Annotated in this window: 21 protein-coding genes; 8 read left to right on the forward strand and 13 right to left on the reverse strand. The window is 41.0% G+C overall.

Features of this window, described 5'->3' with window-relative positions:
- Positions 1 to 78: 78 nt before the first annotated feature.
- The 9 genes from ACH3Z1_RS00900 to ACH3Z1_RS00940 all read right to left on the reverse strand — a co-directional run bounded on the left by ACH3Z1_RS00900 (position 79) and on the right by ACH3Z1_RS00940 (position 7989).
- Positions 79 to 1500 (reverse strand): NAD(P)(+) transhydrogenase (Re/Si-specific) subunit beta, encoded by a 1422-nt coding sequence (locus ACH3Z1_RS00900; protein ID WP_490819960.1) that lies wholly within the window; start codon positions 1498 to 1500, stop codon positions 79 to 81.
- Positions 1501 to 1536: 36 nt separating this feature from the next.
- Positions 1537 to 1845: an NAD(P) transhydrogenase subunit alpha part 2 gene (locus ACH3Z1_RS00905; protein WP_490819961.1), complete on the reverse strand. Its 309-nt coding sequence runs from the start codon at positions 1843 to 1845 to the stop codon at positions 1537 to 1539.
- Between the two features lie 113 nt (positions 1846 to 1958).
- Positions 1959 to 3074 carry a Re/Si-specific NAD(P)(+) transhydrogenase subunit alpha gene (locus tag ACH3Z1_RS00910; protein ID WP_490819962.1) on the reverse strand — a complete coding sequence of 372 codons (1116 nt, stop codon included), beginning with the start codon at positions 3072 to 3074 and terminating at the stop codon, positions 1959 to 1961.
- 151 nt (positions 3075 to 3225) lie between these two features.
- Positions 3226 to 4023 (reverse strand): O-methyltransferase, encoded by a 798-nt coding sequence (locus ACH3Z1_RS00915; RefSeq protein WP_490819963.1) that lies wholly within the window; start codon positions 4021 to 4023, stop codon positions 3226 to 3228.
- Between the two features lie 9 nt (positions 4024 to 4032).
- Complete coding sequence (locus tag ACH3Z1_RS00920) at positions 4033 to 4521, reverse strand: hypothetical protein (RefSeq protein ID WP_490819964.1); 489 nt, start codon at positions 4519 to 4521, stop codon at positions 4033 to 4035.
- Between the two features lie 11 nt (positions 4522 to 4532).
- Positions 4533 to 5027: a dihydrofolate reductase gene (locus tag ACH3Z1_RS00925; protein WP_490819965.1), complete on the reverse strand. Its 495-nt coding sequence runs from the start codon at positions 5025 to 5027 to the stop codon at positions 4533 to 4535.
- Between the two features lie 113 nt (positions 5028 to 5140).
- A complete protein-coding gene (locus ACH3Z1_RS00930) occupies positions 5141 to 5935 on the reverse strand; it encodes a thymidylate synthase (RefSeq protein ID WP_490819966.1) in 795 nt (264 codons plus the stop codon).
- 70 nt (positions 5936 to 6005) lie between these two features.
- The gene (locus ACH3Z1_RS00935; protein WP_490819967.1) at positions 6006 to 7193 is read right to left on the reverse strand and encodes a proline dehydrogenase family protein; all 1188 of its coding nucleotides are present in this window, start codon (positions 7191 to 7193) and stop codon (positions 6006 to 6008) included.
- 82 nt (positions 7194 to 7275) lie between these two features.
- Entirely contained in the window at positions 7276 to 7989 is a 714-nt protein-coding gene (locus tag ACH3Z1_RS00940) for an SDR family oxidoreductase (RefSeq protein ID WP_490819968.1), read from the reverse strand.
- 58 nt (positions 7990 to 8047) lie between these two features.
- Here ACH3Z1_RS00940 and ACH3Z1_RS00945 point away from each other — a divergent pair, with 58 nt between their 5' ends.
- The 5 genes from ACH3Z1_RS00945 (at position 8048) to ACH3Z1_RS00965 (ending at position 12883) form a co-directional block, all read left to right on the forward strand.
- The gene (locus ACH3Z1_RS00945) at positions 8048 to 9547 is read left to right on the forward strand and encodes a cryptochrome/photolyase family protein (protein ID WP_490819969.1); all 1500 of its coding nucleotides are present in this window, start codon (positions 8048 to 8050) and stop codon (positions 9545 to 9547) included.
- Between the two features lie 29 nt (positions 9548 to 9576).
- Complete coding sequence (locus tag ACH3Z1_RS00950) at positions 9577 to 10059, forward strand: flavin reductase family protein (RefSeq protein ID WP_490819970.1); 483 nt, start codon at positions 9577 to 9579, stop codon at positions 10057 to 10059.
- Positions 10056 to 11153, forward strand: coding sequence for an FAD-binding domain-containing protein (locus tag ACH3Z1_RS00955; RefSeq protein ID WP_490819971.1), 1098 nt, complete (start codon positions 10056 to 10058; stop codon positions 11151 to 11153). Before ACH3Z1_RS00950 ends, ACH3Z1_RS00955 begins: the two co-directional genes overlap by 4 nt.
- 16 nt (positions 11154 to 11169) lie before the next feature.
- Positions 11170 to 12273, forward strand: a complete 1104-nt coding sequence (locus ACH3Z1_RS00960; protein ID WP_490819972.1) for a mandelate racemase/muconate lactonizing enzyme family protein — start codon at positions 11170 to 11172, stop codon at positions 12271 to 12273.
- A gap of 94 nt (positions 12274 to 12367) precedes the next feature.
- Positions 12368 to 12883, forward strand: a complete 516-nt coding sequence (locus tag ACH3Z1_RS00965; protein WP_133473125.1) for an acyl-CoA thioesterase — start codon at positions 12368 to 12370, stop codon at positions 12881 to 12883.
- A 7-nt stretch (positions 12884 to 12890) separates the two neighbouring features.
- On the opposite strand, the gene ACH3Z1_RS00970 is transcribed toward ACH3Z1_RS00965, so the two are convergent.
- Positions 12891 to 13658 carry a lysophospholipid acyltransferase family protein gene (locus tag ACH3Z1_RS00970; protein WP_490819973.1) on the reverse strand — a complete coding sequence of 256 codons (768 nt, stop codon included), beginning with the start codon at positions 13656 to 13658 and terminating at the stop codon, positions 12891 to 12893.
- 131 nt (positions 13659 to 13789) lie between these two features.
- Here ACH3Z1_RS00970 and hxpB point away from each other — a divergent pair, with 131 nt between their 5' ends.
- A complete protein-coding gene (hxpB, locus tag ACH3Z1_RS00975) occupies positions 13790 to 14452 on the forward strand; it encodes a hexitol phosphatase HxpB (protein WP_490819974.1) in 663 nt (220 codons plus the stop codon).
- Positions 14453 to 14594: 142 nt separating this feature from the next.
- Here hxpB and ACH3Z1_RS00980 read toward each other — a convergent pair whose 3' ends face one another.
- Positions 14595 to 16133, reverse strand: a complete 1539-nt coding sequence (locus tag ACH3Z1_RS00980; protein ID WP_490819975.1) for an OmpA family protein — start codon at positions 16131 to 16133, stop codon at positions 14595 to 14597.
- A gap of 210 nt (positions 16134 to 16343) precedes the next feature.
- Between ACH3Z1_RS00980 and ACH3Z1_RS00985 the strand changes: the two genes are divergently transcribed.
- Both ACH3Z1_RS00985 and recJ read left to right on the forward strand, forming a co-directional pair.
- A complete protein-coding gene (locus ACH3Z1_RS00985; protein ID WP_490819976.1) occupies positions 16344 to 17306 on the forward strand; it encodes a polyprenyl synthetase family protein in 963 nt (320 codons plus the stop codon).
- On the forward strand, positions 17306 to 19012 hold the full coding sequence (recJ, locus tag ACH3Z1_RS00990) for a single-stranded-DNA-specific exonuclease RecJ (RefSeq protein ID WP_490819977.1): 1707 nt from the start codon (positions 17306 to 17308) through the stop codon (positions 19010 to 19012). The genes ACH3Z1_RS00985 and recJ overlap by 1 nt, the downstream gene beginning before the upstream one ends.
- Here recJ and ACH3Z1_RS00995 read toward each other — a convergent pair.
- Positions 19006 to 20031, reverse strand: a complete 1026-nt coding sequence (locus ACH3Z1_RS00995) for a 2Fe-2S iron-sulfur cluster-binding protein (protein WP_490819978.1) — start codon at positions 20029 to 20031, stop codon at positions 19006 to 19008. The genes recJ and ACH3Z1_RS00995 overlap by 7 nt on opposite strands.
- A 104-nt stretch (positions 20032 to 20135) precedes the next feature.
- Entirely contained in the window at positions 20136 to 21983 is a 1848-nt protein-coding gene (gene htpG, locus ACH3Z1_RS01000; protein WP_490819979.1) for a molecular chaperone HtpG, read from the reverse strand.
- Positions 21984 to 22011 lie beyond the last annotated feature (28 nt).

A 22011-nucleotide genomic window follows, 5' to 3' on the forward strand; every position in this document is an offset into this window, starting at 1 on the left:
TGCAAAAATATACTATTCTCATAAACACATAGCTCCGGGTTAGGTCCGGAGCTATGAATAAAATATATGAATCAAGAATTATAATGCTTTGATTTCCGCCACTAGTTTCTGCAACGCCGCTTTTGCATCACCAAACAACATGGATGTTTTTGGCTGGAAGAATAACTCGTTTTCAATACCTGCATAACCGGGTTTCATGCTGCGTTTATTTACGATAACTGTCTTTGCCTGCTCCACTTCGAGAATGGGCATACCATAAATGGGTGACGTAGGATCGGTCTTTGCAGCAGGATTCACTACATCATTGGCACCTAATATCAGTACTACATCCGTGGTTTTAAATTCATCATTGGCCTGTTCCATTTCCTGCAGTTTATCATAACTCACATCTGCTTCTGCCAGCAATACATTCATATGTCCAGGCATACGGCCTGCTACCGGGTGAATGGCATAAGTTACCTGCACGCCCTTTTCTTCGAGTAATTTTTCCAGTTCATGACAGGTATGTTGCGCCTGCGCCACTGCGAGCCCGTAACCTGGCACAATAATTACTTTATTGGCATAAGCCATACATACAGCAGCATCTGAAACTGAAATTTCTTTGTAATTACCCTGTGGACCCTGTGAAGAAGCTGCACCACCAGATGCACTGCCACCAAAAGAACCAATCAATACATTGGTCAGGCTTCTGTTCATGGCTTTACACATAAGTATGGTAAGCAGTGTACCTGCGGCACCTACAAGAATACCACCTGTTAACATGACCTGGTTATCATAAAGGAAACCACCGCAAGCAGCAGCTACTCCCGTAAATGAGTTTAATAATGAAATAACCACCGGCATATCGGCACCACCAATGGGTAACACAAATAATACTCCATATACTAATGACGCAACTGCAATGCCATAGAAAAGCCAGTAATTTTCAGCATTAAGGTTAAAGACCAGGTATCCGGCTGTTACCAGAGTTGCAGCTAATAATACCAGGTTAAATATCTGCTGACCGGGAAAAGCGAAGTCTTTGATTTTGCCATTCAGTTTACCCCATGCAATCACACTTCCCGCAAATGAAACCGCACCAATGATGAGGCCCAGGAATATGGTGATCAATGTGCCTTCATGAATTTCAATAGTTATTCCCTTTGTAAAAGCATCTTTTATATGATCAAATTCAATAAAAGAAATCAAAGCAGCACAGGCACCACCCATTCCATTGAACAGGCTCACCATTTCGGGCATGGCAGTCATTTTTACTTTTTTGGCCGCTAATACACCAACGATGGTACCTAAAATAAGTCCACCAAAAATCCATTCGTAGTTACCGAGTTTTTTTCCTTCTTCTTCGTATAAAAATATAGTACCAAAAATAGCAACAGCCATACCCACGGCGGCCACAAGGTTGCCTTTCCTGGCAGAATCGGGATGAGACAGCATTTTAAGTCCGATGATAAAGGTCAACGAACCTATGAGGTAACAAACAGTGAGCAGACTTAATTCCATATTGATATTTTTCAATCCCTGTGTGAAAGAGAGATACTATTTTTTCTTTTTAAACATTTCAAGCATGCGGTCAGTTACCACAAAACCACCTACCACATTCAGTGTTCCAAGTAATACAGCCAAAAAACCAATTACGAGTGCGATATAATTACCGGGTTCCACCTTCCCCATCACTATAATAGCACCGATGATGACCACACCATGAATGGCATTGGCCCCACTCATCAATGGCGTATGTAATACACTTGGCACACGCCCAATCACTTCAATACCCAAAAAAATTGACAGAAGTACAATGTATATAATTCCGATATGTGTTTGTACCCAGTTTAAAACAGCTTCCATTGGTATATTTGTTTAGATAATTTTTTTTCGTGAACCGTCAATGGTGAATCGTGAATGGTCATTGGCAAATAAAAAAAATAATCAATCCTCATTCACCATTGACGCTTCACGCCTCACCCCTTCACTCTCTCATGTACCACTTCTCCATCGTGCGTAATACAACATCCTTTCACCAGGTCATCTTCAAAGTTGAGGTTTAGCTTCGCCTCTTTGTCGATGATGAGTTGAAGGAAATTGAGTACATTTTTACCATATAGTTTACTGGCATCCCAGGGCATATCTGCTGCGAGGTTACTGTTACCCATGATGGTTACCCCGTTATGAACAATGGTTTCATTATTTTTTGTGGCGAATACATTTCCACCGGTAGCAGCCGCCAGGTCAATGATGACGCTGCCGGGCTTCATACTATTCAACATGGATTCATTCACCAGTAATGGTGCTTTTTTACCCGGTATCTGTGCAGTAGTAATGATGATATCAGATTTAGCTACTGATTCTGCCAGTCTTTGTTGTTGTCTTTGTTTGAATTCATCCGACTGCTCCACTGCATAACCACCTGCTTTGGATGCATCTGCAGCGCCTTCCACTTCAATGAATTTGGCACCAAGGCTCATGACTTCTTCTTTTACTGCGGGTCTTGTATCAGACACTTCCACTACTGCCCCTAACCTTCTTGCTGTTGCAATAGCTTGCAAACCCGCCACTCCAGCACCGATAATCAGCACTTTAGCAGGAGGAATACTACCTGCTGCTGTCATAAACATGGGAAAATAACGGGGAAATAAAGTTGCTGCAAGTAAAACAGCTCTATATCCAGCTATATTTGCCTGGCTGCTCAATACATCCATGCTTTGTGCACGTGTAGTGCGCGGAATCATGTCAAGACTGAATAATGTTATTTTTCTGGCAGCCAGTTGCTGCATCAATGCAGTGTTGAACAATGGCTGAAATACTCCTACAATTACCTGACCTGGTTTTAATACCTCGATTTCTGATGCTGACAGGGGGTGAATACAAAGCAATAAATCACTCTGCGATAATACCGTATTCCGATCCTGTAAAACAACCTGTTTTTCTTTGTAAACAGTATCTGCCGCGAATGCATTTTCTCCTGCGGTTTTTTCCATCCATACCGTTACATTTTTTTTCACCAGTGCTTCTGCCTGTTCCGGTAAGAGCGATACTCTCTTGTCTTTATTTGTTTCACTTAGTATACCAAGAATCATGGTTTCAATTTAGGTTTTTTTTTCTAAGGGGGCAAGGGTTTCTTTGTGCAATCGGTGTAATTGTGGTTAGATAGGATATCGACCGTTATTTACCCCATTTTACTGAATCACCGCAGAGAATATAAGCTCGGGAAGATTTCGCAGAGAGGGTCTAAAATCGGATACTGATATGTTGTTTTGTGCGGAATTCTTTTCTGAAAAAAACAATCCCAATAAAAAACAAATCAATAGAAAGCGAAACGGCTTCTTCCTCCTGTATTTCCTTCCATGCCTGTTCCATTTCTCTGCTCCAGTGAATATCATCAAAAATGAGTATACTGTATTCGTTTGTATAAGGCAATAACTGTCTGAAATACCTTACTGTTGGCTCATATCGATGATTCCCGTCAACAAACGCCATATCTATGGTCCTGTCTGCCTTCAGCCATTCGGGCAATGTATAATCAAAATTACCTCCAATCAACCTGCAATTGACGAGGCCAAGTTTTTGGAAGTTTTCCCGGGCAATAGCAGCAATTGCCTGAGACCCTTCCATTGTAGTAACCAAAGCATTTTTTTTGGCCATTGCCAGGTAACTGGTGGTAATACCCAATGAGGTACCCAATTCCAGTATATCTGCTGGAGCATACCTGTCAACCATACGAAACAATAACTGCCCGAATTTTGCAGGCTTCAACGATGATTTAGCTATTGCAGCTATTTTCCGATACGGGGAATTGTGGATTTTTGAACCTGCACCAAAATCCTCCACATGAAGTATACGCTGATCAGTTAATAATAGCTGACGAAGATTTTCGATTTGCCTGTATGCATAAAACTGGCGATCATCGTTGAGTATACGTTCTACAAAATCAAATACAAACGGAGAATGTATACCATGCCCCTTTCCATTTGATGCAGTTATATAATACCGCAGATATTTGAATACCATCTGAATACCTGAATACATGAAATCTTCTTATTTAAACAACTTTCGGATTCTCCTTTGAAAAGGCAATTCTTTCAGCAACCAAAGTAATGCATAAACGGCACAAAGCAGGCTGATGTAATTCAATATCTTAAACACAAGATCAAAGTAGTTCCATGAACCGGTTCCTCCTGCTGCAATTACAAAAAGAATAATCATCGATAACCATGGTGTATTTCTTACCCTTCTTATCAGAAATAACCATGGCAATATTACCAAAGCTGTAAGTCTGTAAAAATAGGCATCGGGTTCAAAGGGTGGCAGATCCTCAGGTTTTATACCTGTCTGCCGCATCAGTTCCTGTCCGAATTTGGCCAGATCAATCAACTGATTGATCTGGAAAACCGAGTACAAAATAAATATGAGGTTGGTGGTGGCTAGCAATGCTTTTGAATAACGCCTGTATGGTTTATACCCTAACCAGGAAAACAACAGGAGAAACGGAACAGTAAAAGCAAAAGCAGGTTCAATAAATGCCATGTACAGAAAATTTACTTACGTGTCCAAAGCTGGAAGCTGTATGAGTAAGCATGTTTTTCATTCTTTGCAAAAGTTTCATCAGATATGAGTTGCCATTCATCTGGTGCTAGTTCAGGAAAAAAAGTATCTGCTTCAGGAGCTGCCAGTACTCTTGTAAGATAAATTTTATCGGCCTGCAGCAAGGCTTCTCTATATATTTCTCCACCGCCTGCCACAAACACTTCTTTATAGTCAGCCGATGATGCTACAAACAGTGCATCATCCAAAGAATGTACGACCGTTACACCTTCAGGTTGCCAGTTTCTTTGTCTTGTGATGATAATATTCAAACGCCCCTGTAAAGGTTTGCCCGATAAAGACTCAAATGTTTTACGTCCCATGATCACAGGCATGGCCCAAGTAGTTTTTTTAAAAAACTGCAAGTCTTTGGGCAGGTGCCATAACAACTGGTTATCCTTACCAATAGCGTTATTTGTTCCGGCGGCAACGATGAGAGAAATGAGCATAGTCAAAGATAGGGGCTTTAAATGGCTGATATCTGATCGCAGATGTCTGATTTAGTTTTTGACTTTTCCTCCTTTCTCATTCCTTATTTCCTATTTCTTAATTTCTATGTTCCTTAAACCGCTACCGGCGCCTTGATATGTGGATGACACTGGTAATTTTCGAGGGTAAAATCTTCAAACTGAAAACTGAAAATATCTTTTACGTCAGGATTGATTTTCATGATAGGCAACTCATAAGGTGTTCTGCTAAGTTGCAGTTTGGCCTGTTCAATATGGTTATTATATAAATGAACATCGCCGAAACTATGCACAAAGTCGCCACACTGCAGTCCGCAAACCTGAGCCACCATCATGGTTAATAACGCATAAGAAGCGATATTGAAAGGCACACCAAGAAATACATCTGCACTGCGTTGGTATAACTGGCAACTGAGTTTTCCATCGGCTACATAAAACTGAAAAAGGCTATGGCAGGGCATCAATGCCATTTTAGGCAATTCCGCTACATTCCATGCACTTACAATCAAACGACGGCTATCCGGATTTTTTTTGATTTGCTCAATAAGATCGGTAATCTGATCAATGGTTTCTCCATTGGCACCTTCCCAACTGCGCCACTGTTTACCATAAACGGGACCTAATTCACCATTTTCATCGGCCCATTCATTCCAGATACTTACACCATGATCTGTCAGGTATTGAATATTCGTTTCACCTTTCAAGAACCATAATAGTTCATACACAATACTCTTTAGGTGCAATTTTTTAGTGGTTACAAGGGGGAACCCTTTTTGCAGATCGAAACGCATCTGGTAGCCAAAACAACTGATGGTACCGGTACCGGTACGGTCGGTTTTCTGTACTCCATGATCCAAAATATGCTGAAGAAGCTGGTGGTATTGCTGCATGGGTGCAAATTACACCACACAGGCCGATGTTATAACATCAGCGCAAGAATGTTGAGAAGCTGTGCATTTTTTACGCTGATTTTCTTCTCGCCAGTTCCTTTTTTATCAGAGCGAGTTCACGGCCCGTTTGTCCGCTCACGCTACTGTTTTCCTGCGCCCTGCGCATAAGGTATGGAATTACATCGCGAATGGGACCAAACGGCAGGTATTTGCTTACGCTAAACCCTTCTTTGGCTAAATTAAATGTTATATTATCACTCATACCAAATAACTGGGAGAAATGAATATGCGGATGATGATGAGATAAGCCTTTTTGATCGAGCAATTGTGCCGCCAGTAAATTACTTGATTCGTTATGCGATGCCACAATGACTGCAATCTTGTCTATATGATCAATTGTGTACCGTACAGCCTCGTCATAATCCCTGTCTGAAGCTTCTTTATCGGTCTGGATCGGAGAAGGATAACCCATGTCTTTTGCTCTTGCCCTCTCCTTTTCCATATAGGCACCCCGAACCAGTTTTACGCCTAAAAGAAATCCTTTCTGCTGGGCAATCTGGTGCGATAGTTTCAGAAAATGCAAACGGTCATGACGGTATAACTGTATGGTATTATACACCACTACTTTCTCCTTATTAAACAGTTCCATCATTTCCATGGTCAATCTGTCAATTGGGTCCTGTATCCAGCTTTCCTCTGCATCAATCAATACGCCTACACCTTTTTCAGCAGCCACTTCACAAATTGTATACATTCTTTCACGAACACGGTCCCACTCATCAACTTCCATTTCATGATCATGTATACCACTCCGTAAACGTGGGGCATCATTCAATATTTGCAAGAGGGCAAAACGTGCAAGTCCTGTAACTTTTATGCTGATAAAGGGAATATTAGATTGTGTTGCAGCATAATTAATCACACGAATAAATTCTTCTGTGGCATGATCAAAATTTTCTTCTCCCTCTTTTCCTTCCACCCCATAATCCAGAATGACCTGCACGCCATACTTTCCTAAAGTTGAACCCACGCCGGCTGTTTCTTCCAGCGTCTCACCTCCTACAAATTGCTTAAAAATGGTTTTGCGGATAATACCATGAACAGGCAGTCCTGTTTTCATGATAAAAGGCGTTAACCGGGTACCTAATTGTACAAACCATGGATAACCCATGGTGCTAAACAAAAATTTGGCGCTTTTCAGCTCTTTGTCTGACTTGTATGCAAACGCATTTTCTGTATTGTCGAAGGAGATATTCATTGCTAACGTTCGTTCGTAGTGCGAATATCGGTGCTGAAACGTTCAAAAAAAAGATTTTACAGGAGTGGAGGAAATTTTTCTATTATATGGCCTGGTGATTGAATGGCTGCAACACCATTTCGCTCACCACTGCACTGGCAGGTTGCTGGCAGAGAAACCAGATGGCTTTGGCCGCTTCTTCGGCCTGTACCATTTTTTCGCGCTGTACACGCAGGTCAATATTGTCCCAGAAGGGGCTGTCGACACCTCCCAAAAAGAGATTGGTGATACGTATTTCGGTACGTTTTATTTCCTCCCTTATACTTTGCATCATACCCACCAGTCCATATTTACTGGCACAGTAAGCTGCAGCGCCGGCCATGGGTGTCTTCCCAAGTACACCGGGTATATGAATAATCAATCCTTTTTTTGTCTGTTTCATGGCTGGCAGAACTGCTTTTGTTACCAGAAAGCTTCCAACCAGATTCACCTGAAGGGTACGCAGAAATTCCTCAGTGGTGAGCGTATCCATGGTTTTTATTATCCCAATACCCGCGGCGTTAATTAAGATATCAATGGGGCCATCCTGCTGAATTGCTCCAAAGGTTTCGTCGATGGAAGACTCATCTGTTATATCCAACTGAAACTGTTTATCGGGCTGAATACCTGCTTCCTCACCTGTAGCTGCAAGTTTAGCGGTATTTCGACCTGTTATGTACACATTGGCTCCCGACACCTGGAGCAGCTTCGCCAATCTCGAACCAATGCCGCCTGTTGCCCCGATGAGTAATACTTTTTTTCCTTTTAGTGATTCCATCACATCATTTTATGGACTTATAAACAATCAGCAGCCCGTTTTGTTTTATCATATTATTATGAACCGGGAAGCCAGCATCCTATTTCCACATCAGTTATTTAAACAACATCCTGCGCTTGCAGAAAATAGACCAGTATGGCTGATAGAGGAAAGCCTTTTTTTCAACCAATATGCTTTTCATAAACAAAAACTCATTTTACACAGGGCTTCTATGAAAGCATATGCCAGTTTCCTGCTTTCAAAAGGGTTTACAGTTGAGTATATTGAGGCGGCAGCCGGCCCCATCTGCGATATCAGGGAATGTATAAAGATGTTAGCTGAAAAAGGTATCCGGGAAATACATATAACCGATCCTACCGATGAATGGCTGTTAAAAAGAATCAAGTATTCCTGTAAAAAAAACAAGCTCAGTCTTTTCTGTTATACCAACCCGAACTTCATCAATACTACTACAGAGATCGATGAATATTTCTCTGATAAAAAACAATATTTCCAGACAGATTTTTATATCAGCCAGAGAAAAAAGAGAAATATACTCACCAACGAAAATAATCAGCCTGTAGGAGGCAAATGGACTTTTGATAGTGATAACAGAAAAAAATTCCCAAAAAACACTCCCGAACCCATTCAGCCTTTCCCCTCGGACAATGTACATGTAACAGAAGCAATCGCTTATGTGGAGCAGTACTTTCCCGATAACCCTGGCAAGGCAGGTAACCCATTTGGCAGCCATCTTCATTTTTATCCCATCACACAGCAGGAAGCTGAACGATGGCTACAACAATTTCTGGAGGAACGCTTCGCTTTATTTGGTCCTTATGAAGATGCCATGGTAAAAGATGCATCCATTTTACAGCACAGTGTACTTACCCCTATGCTCAATATTGGCTTGCTCGATCCGGGTATTATTATTCATCATGCACTGCAAACAGCGGCACAACAAAATATTCCGATCAACTCACTTGAAGGGTTCATCAGGCAAATAATGGGTTGGCGTGAATTTATCAGGGCTGTTTACCAGCGGGAAAATATTAAGCAAAGAACCCTTAATTACTGGGGATTTAAAAGAAAAATACCGGCTTCATTCTATACTGGCACAACAGGTATCGTACCTGTAGACACCGTTATTAAACGTGTATTGAAAAGTGGTTATGCACATCACATAGAGAGACTAATGGTGCTGGGAAATTTTATGTTGCTCTGCGAATTCGATCCCGATGAGGTTTACCGTTGGTTTATGGAAATGTTTGTTGATGCTTACGACTGGGTGATGGTTCCAAATGTATATGGTATGACCCAGTTTGCAGACGGCGGCATCATGACAACAAAGCCTTATATCAGTGGTAGTAATTATATCATGAAGATGAGTAATTATGAAAAAGGAAACTGGCAACAAATTTGGGATGGCTTGTTCTGGCGCTTTATGCATGTGCACCGCGATTTCTTTCTGCGCAATCCCCGCCTGGGTATGCTGGTGAAAACATTTGATCGAATAAAAGAAGAAAAGAAAAAAGAACATTTACATCATGCAGAGCAATTTCTGTCCTCTTTATCATAGACAATATTTTAATATCCAATAAGAAACAGATGCCAAAACGACCATGGAACAGGGTGAATTTACCGGTATATTCTATTTGCAGTAGCAATAGCAATGGTTTATTCAATATGCATATCATTACTTATGCAAGCCAGATCAGCATGCATCCCAAACGTTTTGTGTGCGGTATTTATGAAGGCACCAAAACATTGGAACATGTAATTGGTCATAAAGAATTCGTGCTGCAATTATTAGCAGAAGATCAATACAGACTGGTTGAGTTATTGGGAAAACAATCAGGACATCAGGTGGACAAAATAGCCCGTCTGGAAAAAAGAAAACTACTCAGCCATTGGAATGGATATCCGGTTTTGAAAGATGCGCTTGCGCTGATGCAGTTGAAAGTAGTAAGCAGTTTCCCCGGAGGTGATCATACCGGATTCTTATGCGATGTAGCAGCTTATAAAAATCTGAATGAAGGATCTCCCTTAACCCTCGATACATTGAGAGCACATAAACTCATCAGGATATGAATACGACTGACTTCTCAACCGACCTCTCCTCCATCAAGCGGCGCATGGCATCGGTTGATCCGCTTGCCTATGGCAAAACCAGAAATTTCTTAACAGGTGCAGTTACCCGGTTGTCTCCGTATATATCAAGGGGTGTTATTTCATTATCGCAGGTAAAAACAGAAATACTACGTAATTACTCATTCCATCAGGCAGAGAAATTATTACAGGAATTGGCATGGAGAGAATACTATCAAAGAGTATGGCAGGCAAAAGAAGATTTGATTTTTACGGACCTGAAACAGGAACAGACTGAAGTAGATCATCACCAGATGCCGGAAGCCATATATAATGCAGCAACCGGAATAGTCGCCATTGACAAAGCTATTGTAACACTATACGAAACAGGTTATATGCACAACCATCTTCGCATGTATACTGCCATGTTAAGTTGTAATATCGCAAGAGCCCATTGGGCTATACCTTCCCAATGGATGTATTATCACTTGTTAGACGGGGACCTTGCCAGTAATACATTGAGCTGGCAATGGGTGGCAGGCAGTTTCAGCAGTAAAAAATATGTGGCCAACCAGGAAAACATCAACAGGTATACCGGCAGTAATCAATCAGGTACTTTTTTATCTGTAGGATATGAGGCATTTGAAAACATGCAGGCTCCCGATGTACTGAAACCGCAATACCCATTATCATTATCCACCGGTTTACCAGTTACAGATCAGCTAATCAGAAAAGGCGATAAACTCTTTGTGTATAATAGCTATCAGCTAGATCCAGAATGGCATGCGGGGGAAGAAGGAACACGTGTGCTTTTACTGGAGCCTTCTCATTTTGAAAAATACCCGGTGAGTGAACGAGTGCTTCAATTGATCATTGATCTTGCAAAGAAAAATATACCGGAAATTCAGTTGTTCACGGGTTCATTTCATGAACTTGTCCAGTCATCCCCATCTTTCAGCATTTATTATAAAGAGCACCCGCTCACAAAACATTACAGTGGCATTCAGGAAGAAAGAAGCTGGATGTTTCCGGAAGTAACAGGATATTACCCATCTTTTTTCAGCTACTGGAAGAAATGTGAAAAGTATTTGCGATAATTCCTGAAATTCGCGAATGATTATTTCTTCCATTGAAATTTATAAGTATTCCATTCCAATGGTACCTTTTACCATTGCCACAGGTACGATGGAATATGCACAGAATATTTTCATCCGCATTCACACCAGCGATGGCATAACAGGTATGGGCGAATGTTCTGCCTTTCCCATGATTGCTGCAGAAACACAGGCTACCTGTTTTGAAATGGCCAAAGATTTTGCCAGATTATGGAAGGGTAAAAATCCACTTGAAATTGAAGAACGCCTGAATGAGCTCGATCTCTTTACAGCAGGTAACTATACCGTCAAAAGTGCTTTTGACATGGCCTTGTATGATATTGCTTCACGTAAAGCCGGTATTCCATTGTATCAGTACTTAGGTGGGCAGAAAAAGAAAATTGAAAGTGATCTTACGATTGGCATCAGCGACCCCGGCTCAATGGCCGCTACAGCATTGGAGTTTAAGCAGAAAGGTGTAAAAATGATCAAGGTAAAACTGGGCAAAGAAGTCTTCGCAGATATACAGAGAATCAAACTGATTCGCGAAGCAATTGGCCCCGATATTATCCTCAGAATAGATGCTAATCAGGGATGGAGTTATGACGATGCTGTTACTGCATTAACGGCGATGGAAACTTACCAGATACAGTTTTGTGAGCAGCCCATGAGAAAATGGAACGACGAACTATTACCCTCACTTTGTGAATTATCGGATATTCCTGTAATGGCAGATGAAAGTGTGTTTACACATCATGATGCGCAAAGACTCATCAAGAATAAGGCCTGCGACTACATCAATATCAAATTCGCTAAAAGTGGTGGTATGCGTGAAGCTATACGCATTAACCATGTTGCAGAACAAAACAATATACCCTGTATGCTGGGTGGCATGCTTGAAAGCAGAATGGCACTCACTGCTAAAGTGCATTTTGCCATGGCACATGATAATATCCGTTTTTATGACCTTGACACCTGTTTACTCGGACATAAAGAAGATCCTGTTATCGGCGGTGTGCGCTACAATGGTATGGAACTGATACTGGATGATGGCCCGGGTATTGGCGCGGACGTAGATCCGCTGTTTTTTGCCAAATACAACAGCACCACCGTTATTGTATAAAACAAAGGAACAGCGAATATCCAATTTCGAAATTGGATATTCGCTGTTCTACATTCGCTATTATATCGCTTATCTTTGCCAAAATTTTAGTCAGATGGAAGGAAAAAAAGTGAGTGAGAGTTTTACGATCATGAATGAGCTGGTTTTACCGAACGATACCAACACATTTGGTAACCTCATGGGTGGTCGTTTGATGTACTGGATGGATATTGCCGCCGGAATCGCTGCAGGTCGACATTGCAATACACCGAGCATGACTGCATCGGTTGATAACCTTAGTTTTAAAAACCCTATTAAATTGGGTAATGTGGTACATATTGAGGCCAAAGTTTGTCGGGCTTTTAATACTTCAATGGAAATTCATATCAAAGTGTGGGGAGAAGATCTTTTGCACCAGTACAAATACGAAAGCAATGAAGCATTCTTCACTTTTGTGGCACTTGATCCCAACGGTAAACCCAGAAAAGTACCCGAGTTAATTCCTGAAACGGAAGACGAGAAAAAATTATTTGATGGTGCACTGAGAAGAAGACAGATCAGGCTGATCCTGGCTGGAAAAATGAAACCCGATGATGCCAATGAACTGAAAGCATTGTTCATCAAAGAATAATTGCAACTTATTTATCGAGTTTTGACAACAGGTGATGTCTTCCACGCATCATGTAATCTTTACTCTGTTCAATGGCGTCCATTACCTGGTCAAGTATTTCCTCTACTGGTAGCGTGTAATCAATCATCATTGGTTCTTTAAACCTGATCGAGAGTGTCGACCCTTTTTTCTTGAAGCTGAGCCCTTTTTTATTAAATGCACGCCAAAAACCATTAATAACGACCGGTACCACAATGGGCTGATTATTTTTAATGATATGTGCCGTTCCTTTTCTTCCGGGTGCAAAAGGTTTGGTGGTGCCCTGAGGAAAAGTAATCACCCAGCTTTTCGTTAATGCCTGGTCAATTTTCTGGGTATCTGCTTCATCACGGTTTCTGTTTACATCTTGCCCATCTGAACGCCATGTACGTTTGATGGTAAGGGCTCCTGCCAGTTTAAATAAACGACTCAGCCAGTTTCCATTCATGGTTTCTTCAGCAGCAACAAAGTATACGTTGGTGAATGGATTCAGCAGATAGAAAGGTAGTCCAAGTCTGTTTCGACGCCTCCATTTTACGGCACAAAAAATATGAATAAACGTAATTACATCTGCGAAATAAGTCTGGTGGTTACTTACAAAAAGCACATTCTTTTTTGGCAGGTTTGTCAGGTGTTCTGTGCCCTCAATTTTAATTTTATTGACCCATGTAAGGCCCGGGTAAGAAAACAAACCAACAATTGCATAAACGATGGAACGAATCACTTTAATATGTCTCAAACGTTCAGTTATTCGCATAAAGGTTACAATTGGCAAGTCGTGCAAAATAAGGAATGTAATCAAATTGTTAAGTGATTGTTCAAAAAATGACACATACTGGTTAAAATAACAGCAACAGAGAAATACATTTGCGCTATAAATAAAATACCATGCAATTAGATACGGTGATTTTTGATATTGATGGTTTGCTCATCGACAGCGAACCATTATGGAACGAAGCAGCTACAGAAATATTCCTGGAGTATGGTGTAAGTATGACGGAGGAACAATACAAGACAACAACAGGTTTACGCACTAAAGAGTTTGTACAATGGTGGTTCCAGTACTTTAATATTGGTGAAAGTGAATTAAAAAGAGCAGAGCAGAAAATAGTAGAATTGGTACTGGCCAAGATTGAGCAAAAAGGAAAGATCATGCCCGGTGTTCAATATATATTTGATTTTTTTCATCGGAAATCATTTAAAATAGGGTTGGCTACTTCATCGCCACCCGCATTGATTGATCTTGTGGTGAATATTTGCGGAATTAAAAAATACCTGCATGCAACTGCTTCGGCTGAAGCATTGCCATATGGTAAACCTCATCCACAGGTATACCTTGACTGCGCTCATGCACTGGGCAGCAAACCTACTTCCTGTATTTGTTTCGAAGATTCATTCAATGGCATGATTGCCGCAAAAGCTGCCCGCATGAAATGCGTTATTGTGCCCCATGTTTCGCAGTTAAAAGATGAAAAATGGGGTGCCGCTGATCTTAAGCTCTCTTCGTTACAAAATTTCGGAGAGTTGCATTTTAATTTAGTCAATAGTTAATAGTTGATGGTCATAGTCGATAGTCCATGGTTTATTTACTACGGACTATCGACTATGACCATCAAACATCCCACCATCAACTAAATACAAAGCCCCGATCATTGACTGATCGGGGCTTTTATTATTTCTGACTAATCAGAGATTAGTTTCTGCTTTTCAGATTTGGGTGTGGAGCTGGTACTGTGTTAGGACCTGCATCCAGTGTACCCTGAAGATCAACTGTATTGGCATCGCCATCCTGACCATAAGTGAAGATGAAACGGCTTTCAGAAACACCTTGTTTTTCAACCAGATATTTGATAACAGCGTTTACACGATCCCAGCTTAACTGCTGAGCAGCTTTGCTTGAAGCACCGTATCCGATCACTTTAATGTTACAAGCTGGATTTGCATTAATTCTGGCAGCAACACCGTTCAGGATATTTTGTGCATCTTTTGACAGTGTAGCTTTTCCTTTGAACTGGATGCTTGGTAAGCTTCCGATATTACACTGAGGAGTAACTGCTGCAGGTTTCATGTTTGCGATCATGTCTTTGATCTCTTTGCAACAAGCTGGCTCAGGACAAGTTCCGATACCATCGTTGTTTACAGGGAAACATTTCTGTGCAGTCAGCAATTCTTTGTCTTTATAATCAGGAACGCCATCACCATCAGTATCTTTTGCACGACCATGAGAATCAACAGGAGCACCGGCTGGTGTGTTTGGTTCGAGGTCGAACTGATCAGTTACGCCATCTTTATCAGCATCAGGCAGAACAACTTTTGGCAACTTCATGTGTGAAGGAGAGTTAAGCTCGCTGTACACAAAGTTGTTGGGGTTAAGCCAGTACAATGGTTGAACTTTCTTAGCGGTGTTACCAATGTTAACGTTTACACGTGCACTGGTGAAACCAATATAGTCATTGTTGTTACCAGCTCTAACACCATCCAGGAAGTCGTAACCAGGAACAGTGAAAGTGTATTTATGTTCCAGACCAATGTTTACTTTATTGCTCAGTTTGAAAGCAATACCAGCACCCAGGTTCATACCATGGTACAGCGTGTATGCTTGTCTGCCATTGATGGTTGCACCACCAAATGTAGTAATGGTTCCAGCCTGGCTGTTAGGAAAAGTTTCATTCTGGTTGAAACCGTAGAAAAAGCTGTAACCACCTGGTTGTGCACCACCTGGTCTTTTATACAGTACGTTCGAAGCATTTAATGCATAACCGAGTAATACGTACACATTTGTTTTAGGGTTACCACGGTAATGACTTGCAGCATTCAAAGAAGCAATAACATCGAAACCTAACTGGTAAGTTCTGTTTTTGTAGTCAGGACGACCAACCGCTGCCTGGTAGGCATTAGCTGTACCTGAGTTCCATAAACCAGTTAAACCAGTTCTAACAGAAAAAGTGTGGTTCAACGCTTTGCGGAGAGATACTGTACCACCAAAACCTAATTTTGATTTGATATCACCTGTAATAGATGACGCACCAAGACCAAATCCTAATTCCCACTGGCTACGTGGTTGTGCAGGGTAAGGATACTGGTTGTTGATGAACTCATTATGCTGGGGTAATTTCTTTACTGAAATTTTGGATGTGTCTTTCCAATCCCAACCCCAATCTGTTTGAGCCATACCGATCGACTGTACCAGTACGATCAGCGCTAGTGCTAAGATGTTCTTTTTGCTTGCCATAATAATTGATTGATATTTAATGAGAACTTGTTGATATTAAGAAAACATTGCAAATTTAAGTCTTACGATACAAATACCCAATTTTCTGAGGATATATTGTTTAACCTTTTCTTATACAATCTTCGTACCAGACTCAATTTCAGTCTAAAACGCTGCATATGTGCATGTTATTATGCTGGCGTCAGACTATATTGCAGCATATTCTGACCGATGGAATTAGCAAAAAAGATAATATCAGAGGAATTAGTCCAGTTTGAGACCCATTTTCGAGAAGCGGTTAAAAGCCGGGTTGCCCTGTTAGACAGGATCATGCAATACATTGTTAAACGCAAGGGTAAGCAGCTCCGGCCCATGTTCGTACTCTTAAGTGCCCGACTTGGTGATGCGGTTAATGACAGCACTTACCGGGCAGCTTCCCTGGTAGAATTATTGCATACCGCTACACTGGTACACGATGATGTGGTGGATGATTCCCTCGAAAGAAGGGGTTTTTTTTCCATCAATGCCCTTTGGAAAAATAAAATTGCCGTATTGGTAGGTGATTATCTTCTTTCAAAAGGATTATTACTATCACTTAACAACAAAGATCATGAAGTACTCCGGATATTATCGGAAGCTGTAAGGCTAATGAGTGAAGGCGAATTATTACAGATAGAAAAAGCCCGCAACCTCAACCTCAAAGAATCCATTTATTATGAAATAATTAATGGCAAAACCGCCTCTCTTTTAGCCTCCGCCTGTGCCGCAGGGGCTTCCACTACCTTTACCGATCAGGGTAAAGTAGAAAAAATGAGACAGTTTGGTGAAAAAGTAGGCATGGCTTTCCAGATCAAAGACGATCTCTTTGATTATGGTTCTATGGATATCGGTAAACCAACAGGAAACGATATCAAAGAAAAAAAATTAACCCTGCCTCTTATCTATACACTGAATAACTGTTCTCCTGATCTCAAAAGAAAAATTGTGTATATCGTTAAAAACGAAAACACAGAAAAAGAGAAAGTGAAATTTGTAATTGATGCTGTTACTGCTTCCGGCGGTATTAAATATGCAACAGAAAAAATGTTCCAATTCAGAGATGAGGCACTCGCCATTCTTCACGAGTTTCCACAAACACCTGTGCGGGATGCATTAGAGGAATTGGTACGTTATACAACCGACAGGACCTATTAATGGAAAAAAGATGGAACATATTATCAACCGATGACACCCGCACAGAAATCCTCCAGGATGTTTTAAAGATCAATAAAACCATTTGCTCTATTCTTGTTCAGAGAGGTATTGACTCTTACGATAAGGCAAAAGATTTTTTCAGACCGCAGCTCTCACAACTACATAGCCCCTGGTTAATGAAAGACATGGATAAAGCGGTAGAACGCCTTTTATCAGCCTTTCAGCAACATGAAAAAATCCTGGTTTTCGGCGACTATGATGTAGATGGAACAACCGCTGTTGCAGCCATGTTCCAATACCTCAGCAGTATCTATGACAGCGTTGATTTTTATATCCCACACCGTTACCGTGAAGGATATGGTATTTCAAAAATGGGTATTGATCATGCAAAAGAAAATGGGTTTACATTGATTGTTTCACTCGACTGTGGCATCAAATCGGTTGACCTGATTGCTTATGCAAAAACACTGGGAATTGACTTTATTGTATGTGATCACCATTTACCGGATCAGAGCCTGCCGCCGGCAGTTGCCATTTTGAATCCGAAACAAAAGGACTGTCATTATCCTTATAAAGAATTATGTGGTTGTGGGGTTGGTTTTAAACTCATGACCGCTCTGAGCGAAAAATTATCATTACCCGAAGACACACATTATGCATATCTCGATCTTGTAGCTACTGCTATTGCAGCAGATATTGTTCCGATTACAGGAGAAAACAGGATACTGGCCTATTATGGATTGGAAAAAGTAAACAAAAATCCATGTCCCGGCATCAAAGCATTGATGCAACTGGCTGCAGTGCAGAAGACCATGCACATTACCAATCTGGTTTTCATTATTGCCCCCAGAGTAAATGCAGCCGGAAGAATGGATGATGCGCGGAAAGCTGTTCAGTTGTTTATTGAAAAAGAGCCCAACAAAGCATTGTCTTTTGCAGAAATGTTACACAGCGATAATGCAGACAGACGCGAAGCAGATAGTTCTATTACGGAAGAAGCACTGGCCCTGATTGAAAGTGATCCTGCACATACTACTAAAAAATCAACCGTCGTTTACCAGGAACACTGGCACAAAGGTGTAGTTGGTATTGTAGCCAGCAGGCTTATTGAAAAACATTATCGCCCCACTGTCGTTTTAACCCGTAGTGGAGATTATGTGGCGGGTAGTGCAAGAAGTGTAGCTGGTTTTAATTTATACGAAGCCATACATGCCTGCAGGGAACATTTACTGGGTTATGGCGGCCATTTTGCAGCAGCGGGCATGACTTTATTACCGGAGAAAGTAACTGATTTTGCCAACGCATTTGAAAAAGCAGTACAGGAACAGATTACACCTGAACAGCTGATTCCTGAAATTAATATTGATTCGGTAATACAATTTTCAGAGATCAATCCCACCATGTTCAATATACTCTGCCAGATGGAACCTTTTGGTCCCGATAATATGCGCCCCATATTTATGGCAAAAAGGGTAACTGATACCGGATTTTCAAAAATTGTAAAAGAACAGCATATACGTTTTGTGGTAAAACAACACAATATCAGCTTTACAGGCATTGGCTTTAATATGGCTGCCAAATTTCACATGCTCCAGCAACAGCAACCCGTTGATCTGGTATTTACCCTTGATGAAAATGACTGGAACGGTGAAAAAAATATTCAGCTAAAAATGATTGACCTGCGAATCAGTGACCCGCTTCAGTAACGAATTTCCACATCAGCTCCAACCGGGTATGCCGTACAGGTGAGTATTCTGCCTGCCTGGATTTCATCTTCCATTAATACATCGTTTTTATACATCCATACTTTCCCTTTTACACAAATGGCAGCACAGGCTCCACACTGACCACTTTCACAATTATAAGGCAAATCAATACGTTGTTTTTTTGCTGCCTGCAGAATGGTATCCGGATATTGCACTTTCCATGTATAAACAGATTCACCCAGCGTTGCATGAACCATATGCCAATCAGTATCGGCGGGTTTTTGAGAAACTTCGGATTTGTAGATAATGAATTGTTCTTTTTTGATTTGCTGTTCCTTTATACCCATTCCCTTCAGCACCAGCTTAATCATCAGCATATATTGAAAGGGGCCACACAAATAAACCCAGCTATCCTGAAAAGAACCAGGAAAATGCTTTTGAACAATCTCTTCTATCATCGACCCACTCAGCCTCGCGTTGCTGTAATGTGCTGCGTCACTAAACAAAAAACGAATAGCCAACCGGTCGGGATGTTTTTTAGCAAGTGATTGAATTTGCTGATAAAACAGTGCATCTTTTTCAGAACGATTACTGTATACCAATACAATTTTAACCGCCATGTTTGAAGCAAGTAATGTTTTAATCTGTGCATATATGGGCGTAATACCACTACCCGCAGCAAAAAAAATAAACTGCATGCTATCTTTTACTACAGCCGGCAAAGTAAAAAAACCAGTAGGCGAAAGACCATTCAATAAATCGCCCACCTGAACAGTATCTACCAATTTTCGTGAATAAGCGCCATTCACTACTTTCTTTACCGTTATAGTCAATGGTTCTCCGAGTTCAGGGGCGGAGGAAATCGAATAACTTCTTCTTTCTTCTTCGTTATTCCTGTTCTTAAACAGGAGCGTAATAAACTGACCCGCTTCATATTTTACCTCACCGCTTTCGGGTGCCAATACGAAAGACGCCGCATCTTCGGTTTCTTTTACAATAGACTGAACCCGGTACTGCATACTATTCTTTTGATGGAATATGAAAATAATCATATTCAGTCAGGAAGAACATCAAAAAAGCTGCTCATGATTGATGAGCAGCTTTTTTGATTTGATTGTTTTATTTATACTTTCTCCGTTTCTCCCTGAAGCAATTCGACACTTCTGTTGATGAAACTGGTGAGATCGTTTCCTTTCAACAGGCCTTGCGACAACAATGCCAGATCGGCCAGGTTTCTTACCTGCTTCTCCTTTAACGATACATTTTCCGTTTTCAGCACCTGCTGATATATGGGATGATTACCATTGATGGTAAGCGTTACCTCATCAGGCATCTGCGCATAAAATGCAGTCATACCCCCACCTACGCCTGCCATGTCTTTCATACGTCTCATAAATTCGGGGCGTGTGGCAATAACTGGTGCCGATTCGGGGCTGAGGCCTTTGATTTCTGTTGTTACATGCAGATCGGCAAAATTCAGGTTGAATAACTCTTTTAACTGTTCTGTTTCTTCTTTGTTCAACACTGTTTCATTCCCCTCCTGTTTGTCGATCAGGTTGTCAACAATATCAGCATCTACCCTTACAAAGCTCACATTTTCCCATTTCATTTCCATGGTGTTAATGAAGGCTGCATCTACCAGTGTTTCCATTTTCACCACTGTATATCCTTTGCCTTTACAAGCCTGTATATAAGCATCCTGCTGAACAGGATTGGTACTGTAAAGAATAATATGCTTGCCTTCCTTATTCTTCTGTAACACCTCCGTAGCTGTTTTATATTCCTCTACAGTATGGAATTTCCCTTCCACATCTTCCATCACCAGGAATTTGTTGGCTTTTTCCAGGAACTTGTCATCCGTCATCATACCATATTTCACGAACAGACCCAGGCTCTCCCATTTTTCTTCAAATGAACTGCGCTCATTACGGAAAATTTCTTCGAGTTTATCGGCTACTTTTTTGGTGATGTGTGCATTGATCTTTTTCACATTCGGGTCGCCCTGTAAATAGCTACGGCTTACATTCAGTGGAATATCCGGGCTGTCAATGACACCATGTAACAGCATCAGAAATTCAGGAACAATATCTTTTACTTCATCTGTTACAAATACCTGGTTACAGTATAACTGTATTTTATCTTTTTGTATCTCGTAGCTCTGTTTGATTTTCGGGAAATACAATACACCCGTTAAATTAAACGGATAATCCACATTAAGGTGTATCCAGAAAAGCGGTGTTTCACCAAATGGATATAATTCGCGATAGAATTTTTCGTAGTCTTCTTTCGTCAGTTCAGCAGGTTTTTTAATCCATATGGGATTGGTGTTGTTGATGGGCTTTTCTTCTTCCTCTTTTTTCTCCCCTGCCACAGAAAAATAAATTGATATAGGAAGGAACTTACAAAACCTTTCCAGTATACCCTTTACACGTGACGCTTCCAGAAATTCCTTGCTTTCCTCGTTAATATGAAGCACAATTTTGGTTCCACGTTCATTATAGTCTGTTTCGTATAATTCAAACTCCGGGCTTCCATCACAACTCCAGAAAACGCCACTGCCTTCTTTGAAACTTTTTGAATGGATATCTACTTTATCGCTCACCATGAATGCGCTGTAGAAACCCAATCCGAAATGACCAATGATGCTGGCATCCTTGTATTTATTTACAAATTCCTCTGCTCCGCTGAATGCCACCTGGTTGATGTATTTGTCTACTTCCTCACCCGTCATACCCACACCTCGGTCAATAATACTCAGTGTTTTTTCCTTGGTATCCAATACCACATCAATTCTCAGTTCACCGATATCACCTTTGGCTTCTCCTATGGAAGACAGGGTTTTCAGTTTCTGACTGGCGTCTACTGCATTACTTACCAGTTCCCTGAGGAAAATTTCATGGTCGCTGTACAGGAATTTCTTAATGATGGGGAATATATTCTCCGTTTGAACACGAATCTGGCCTTTTTGCATGGTTCAGTTGTTTTTGCGCAAATGAACA

The organism is Sediminibacterium sp. FW305-C-49, assembly GCF_058231085.1.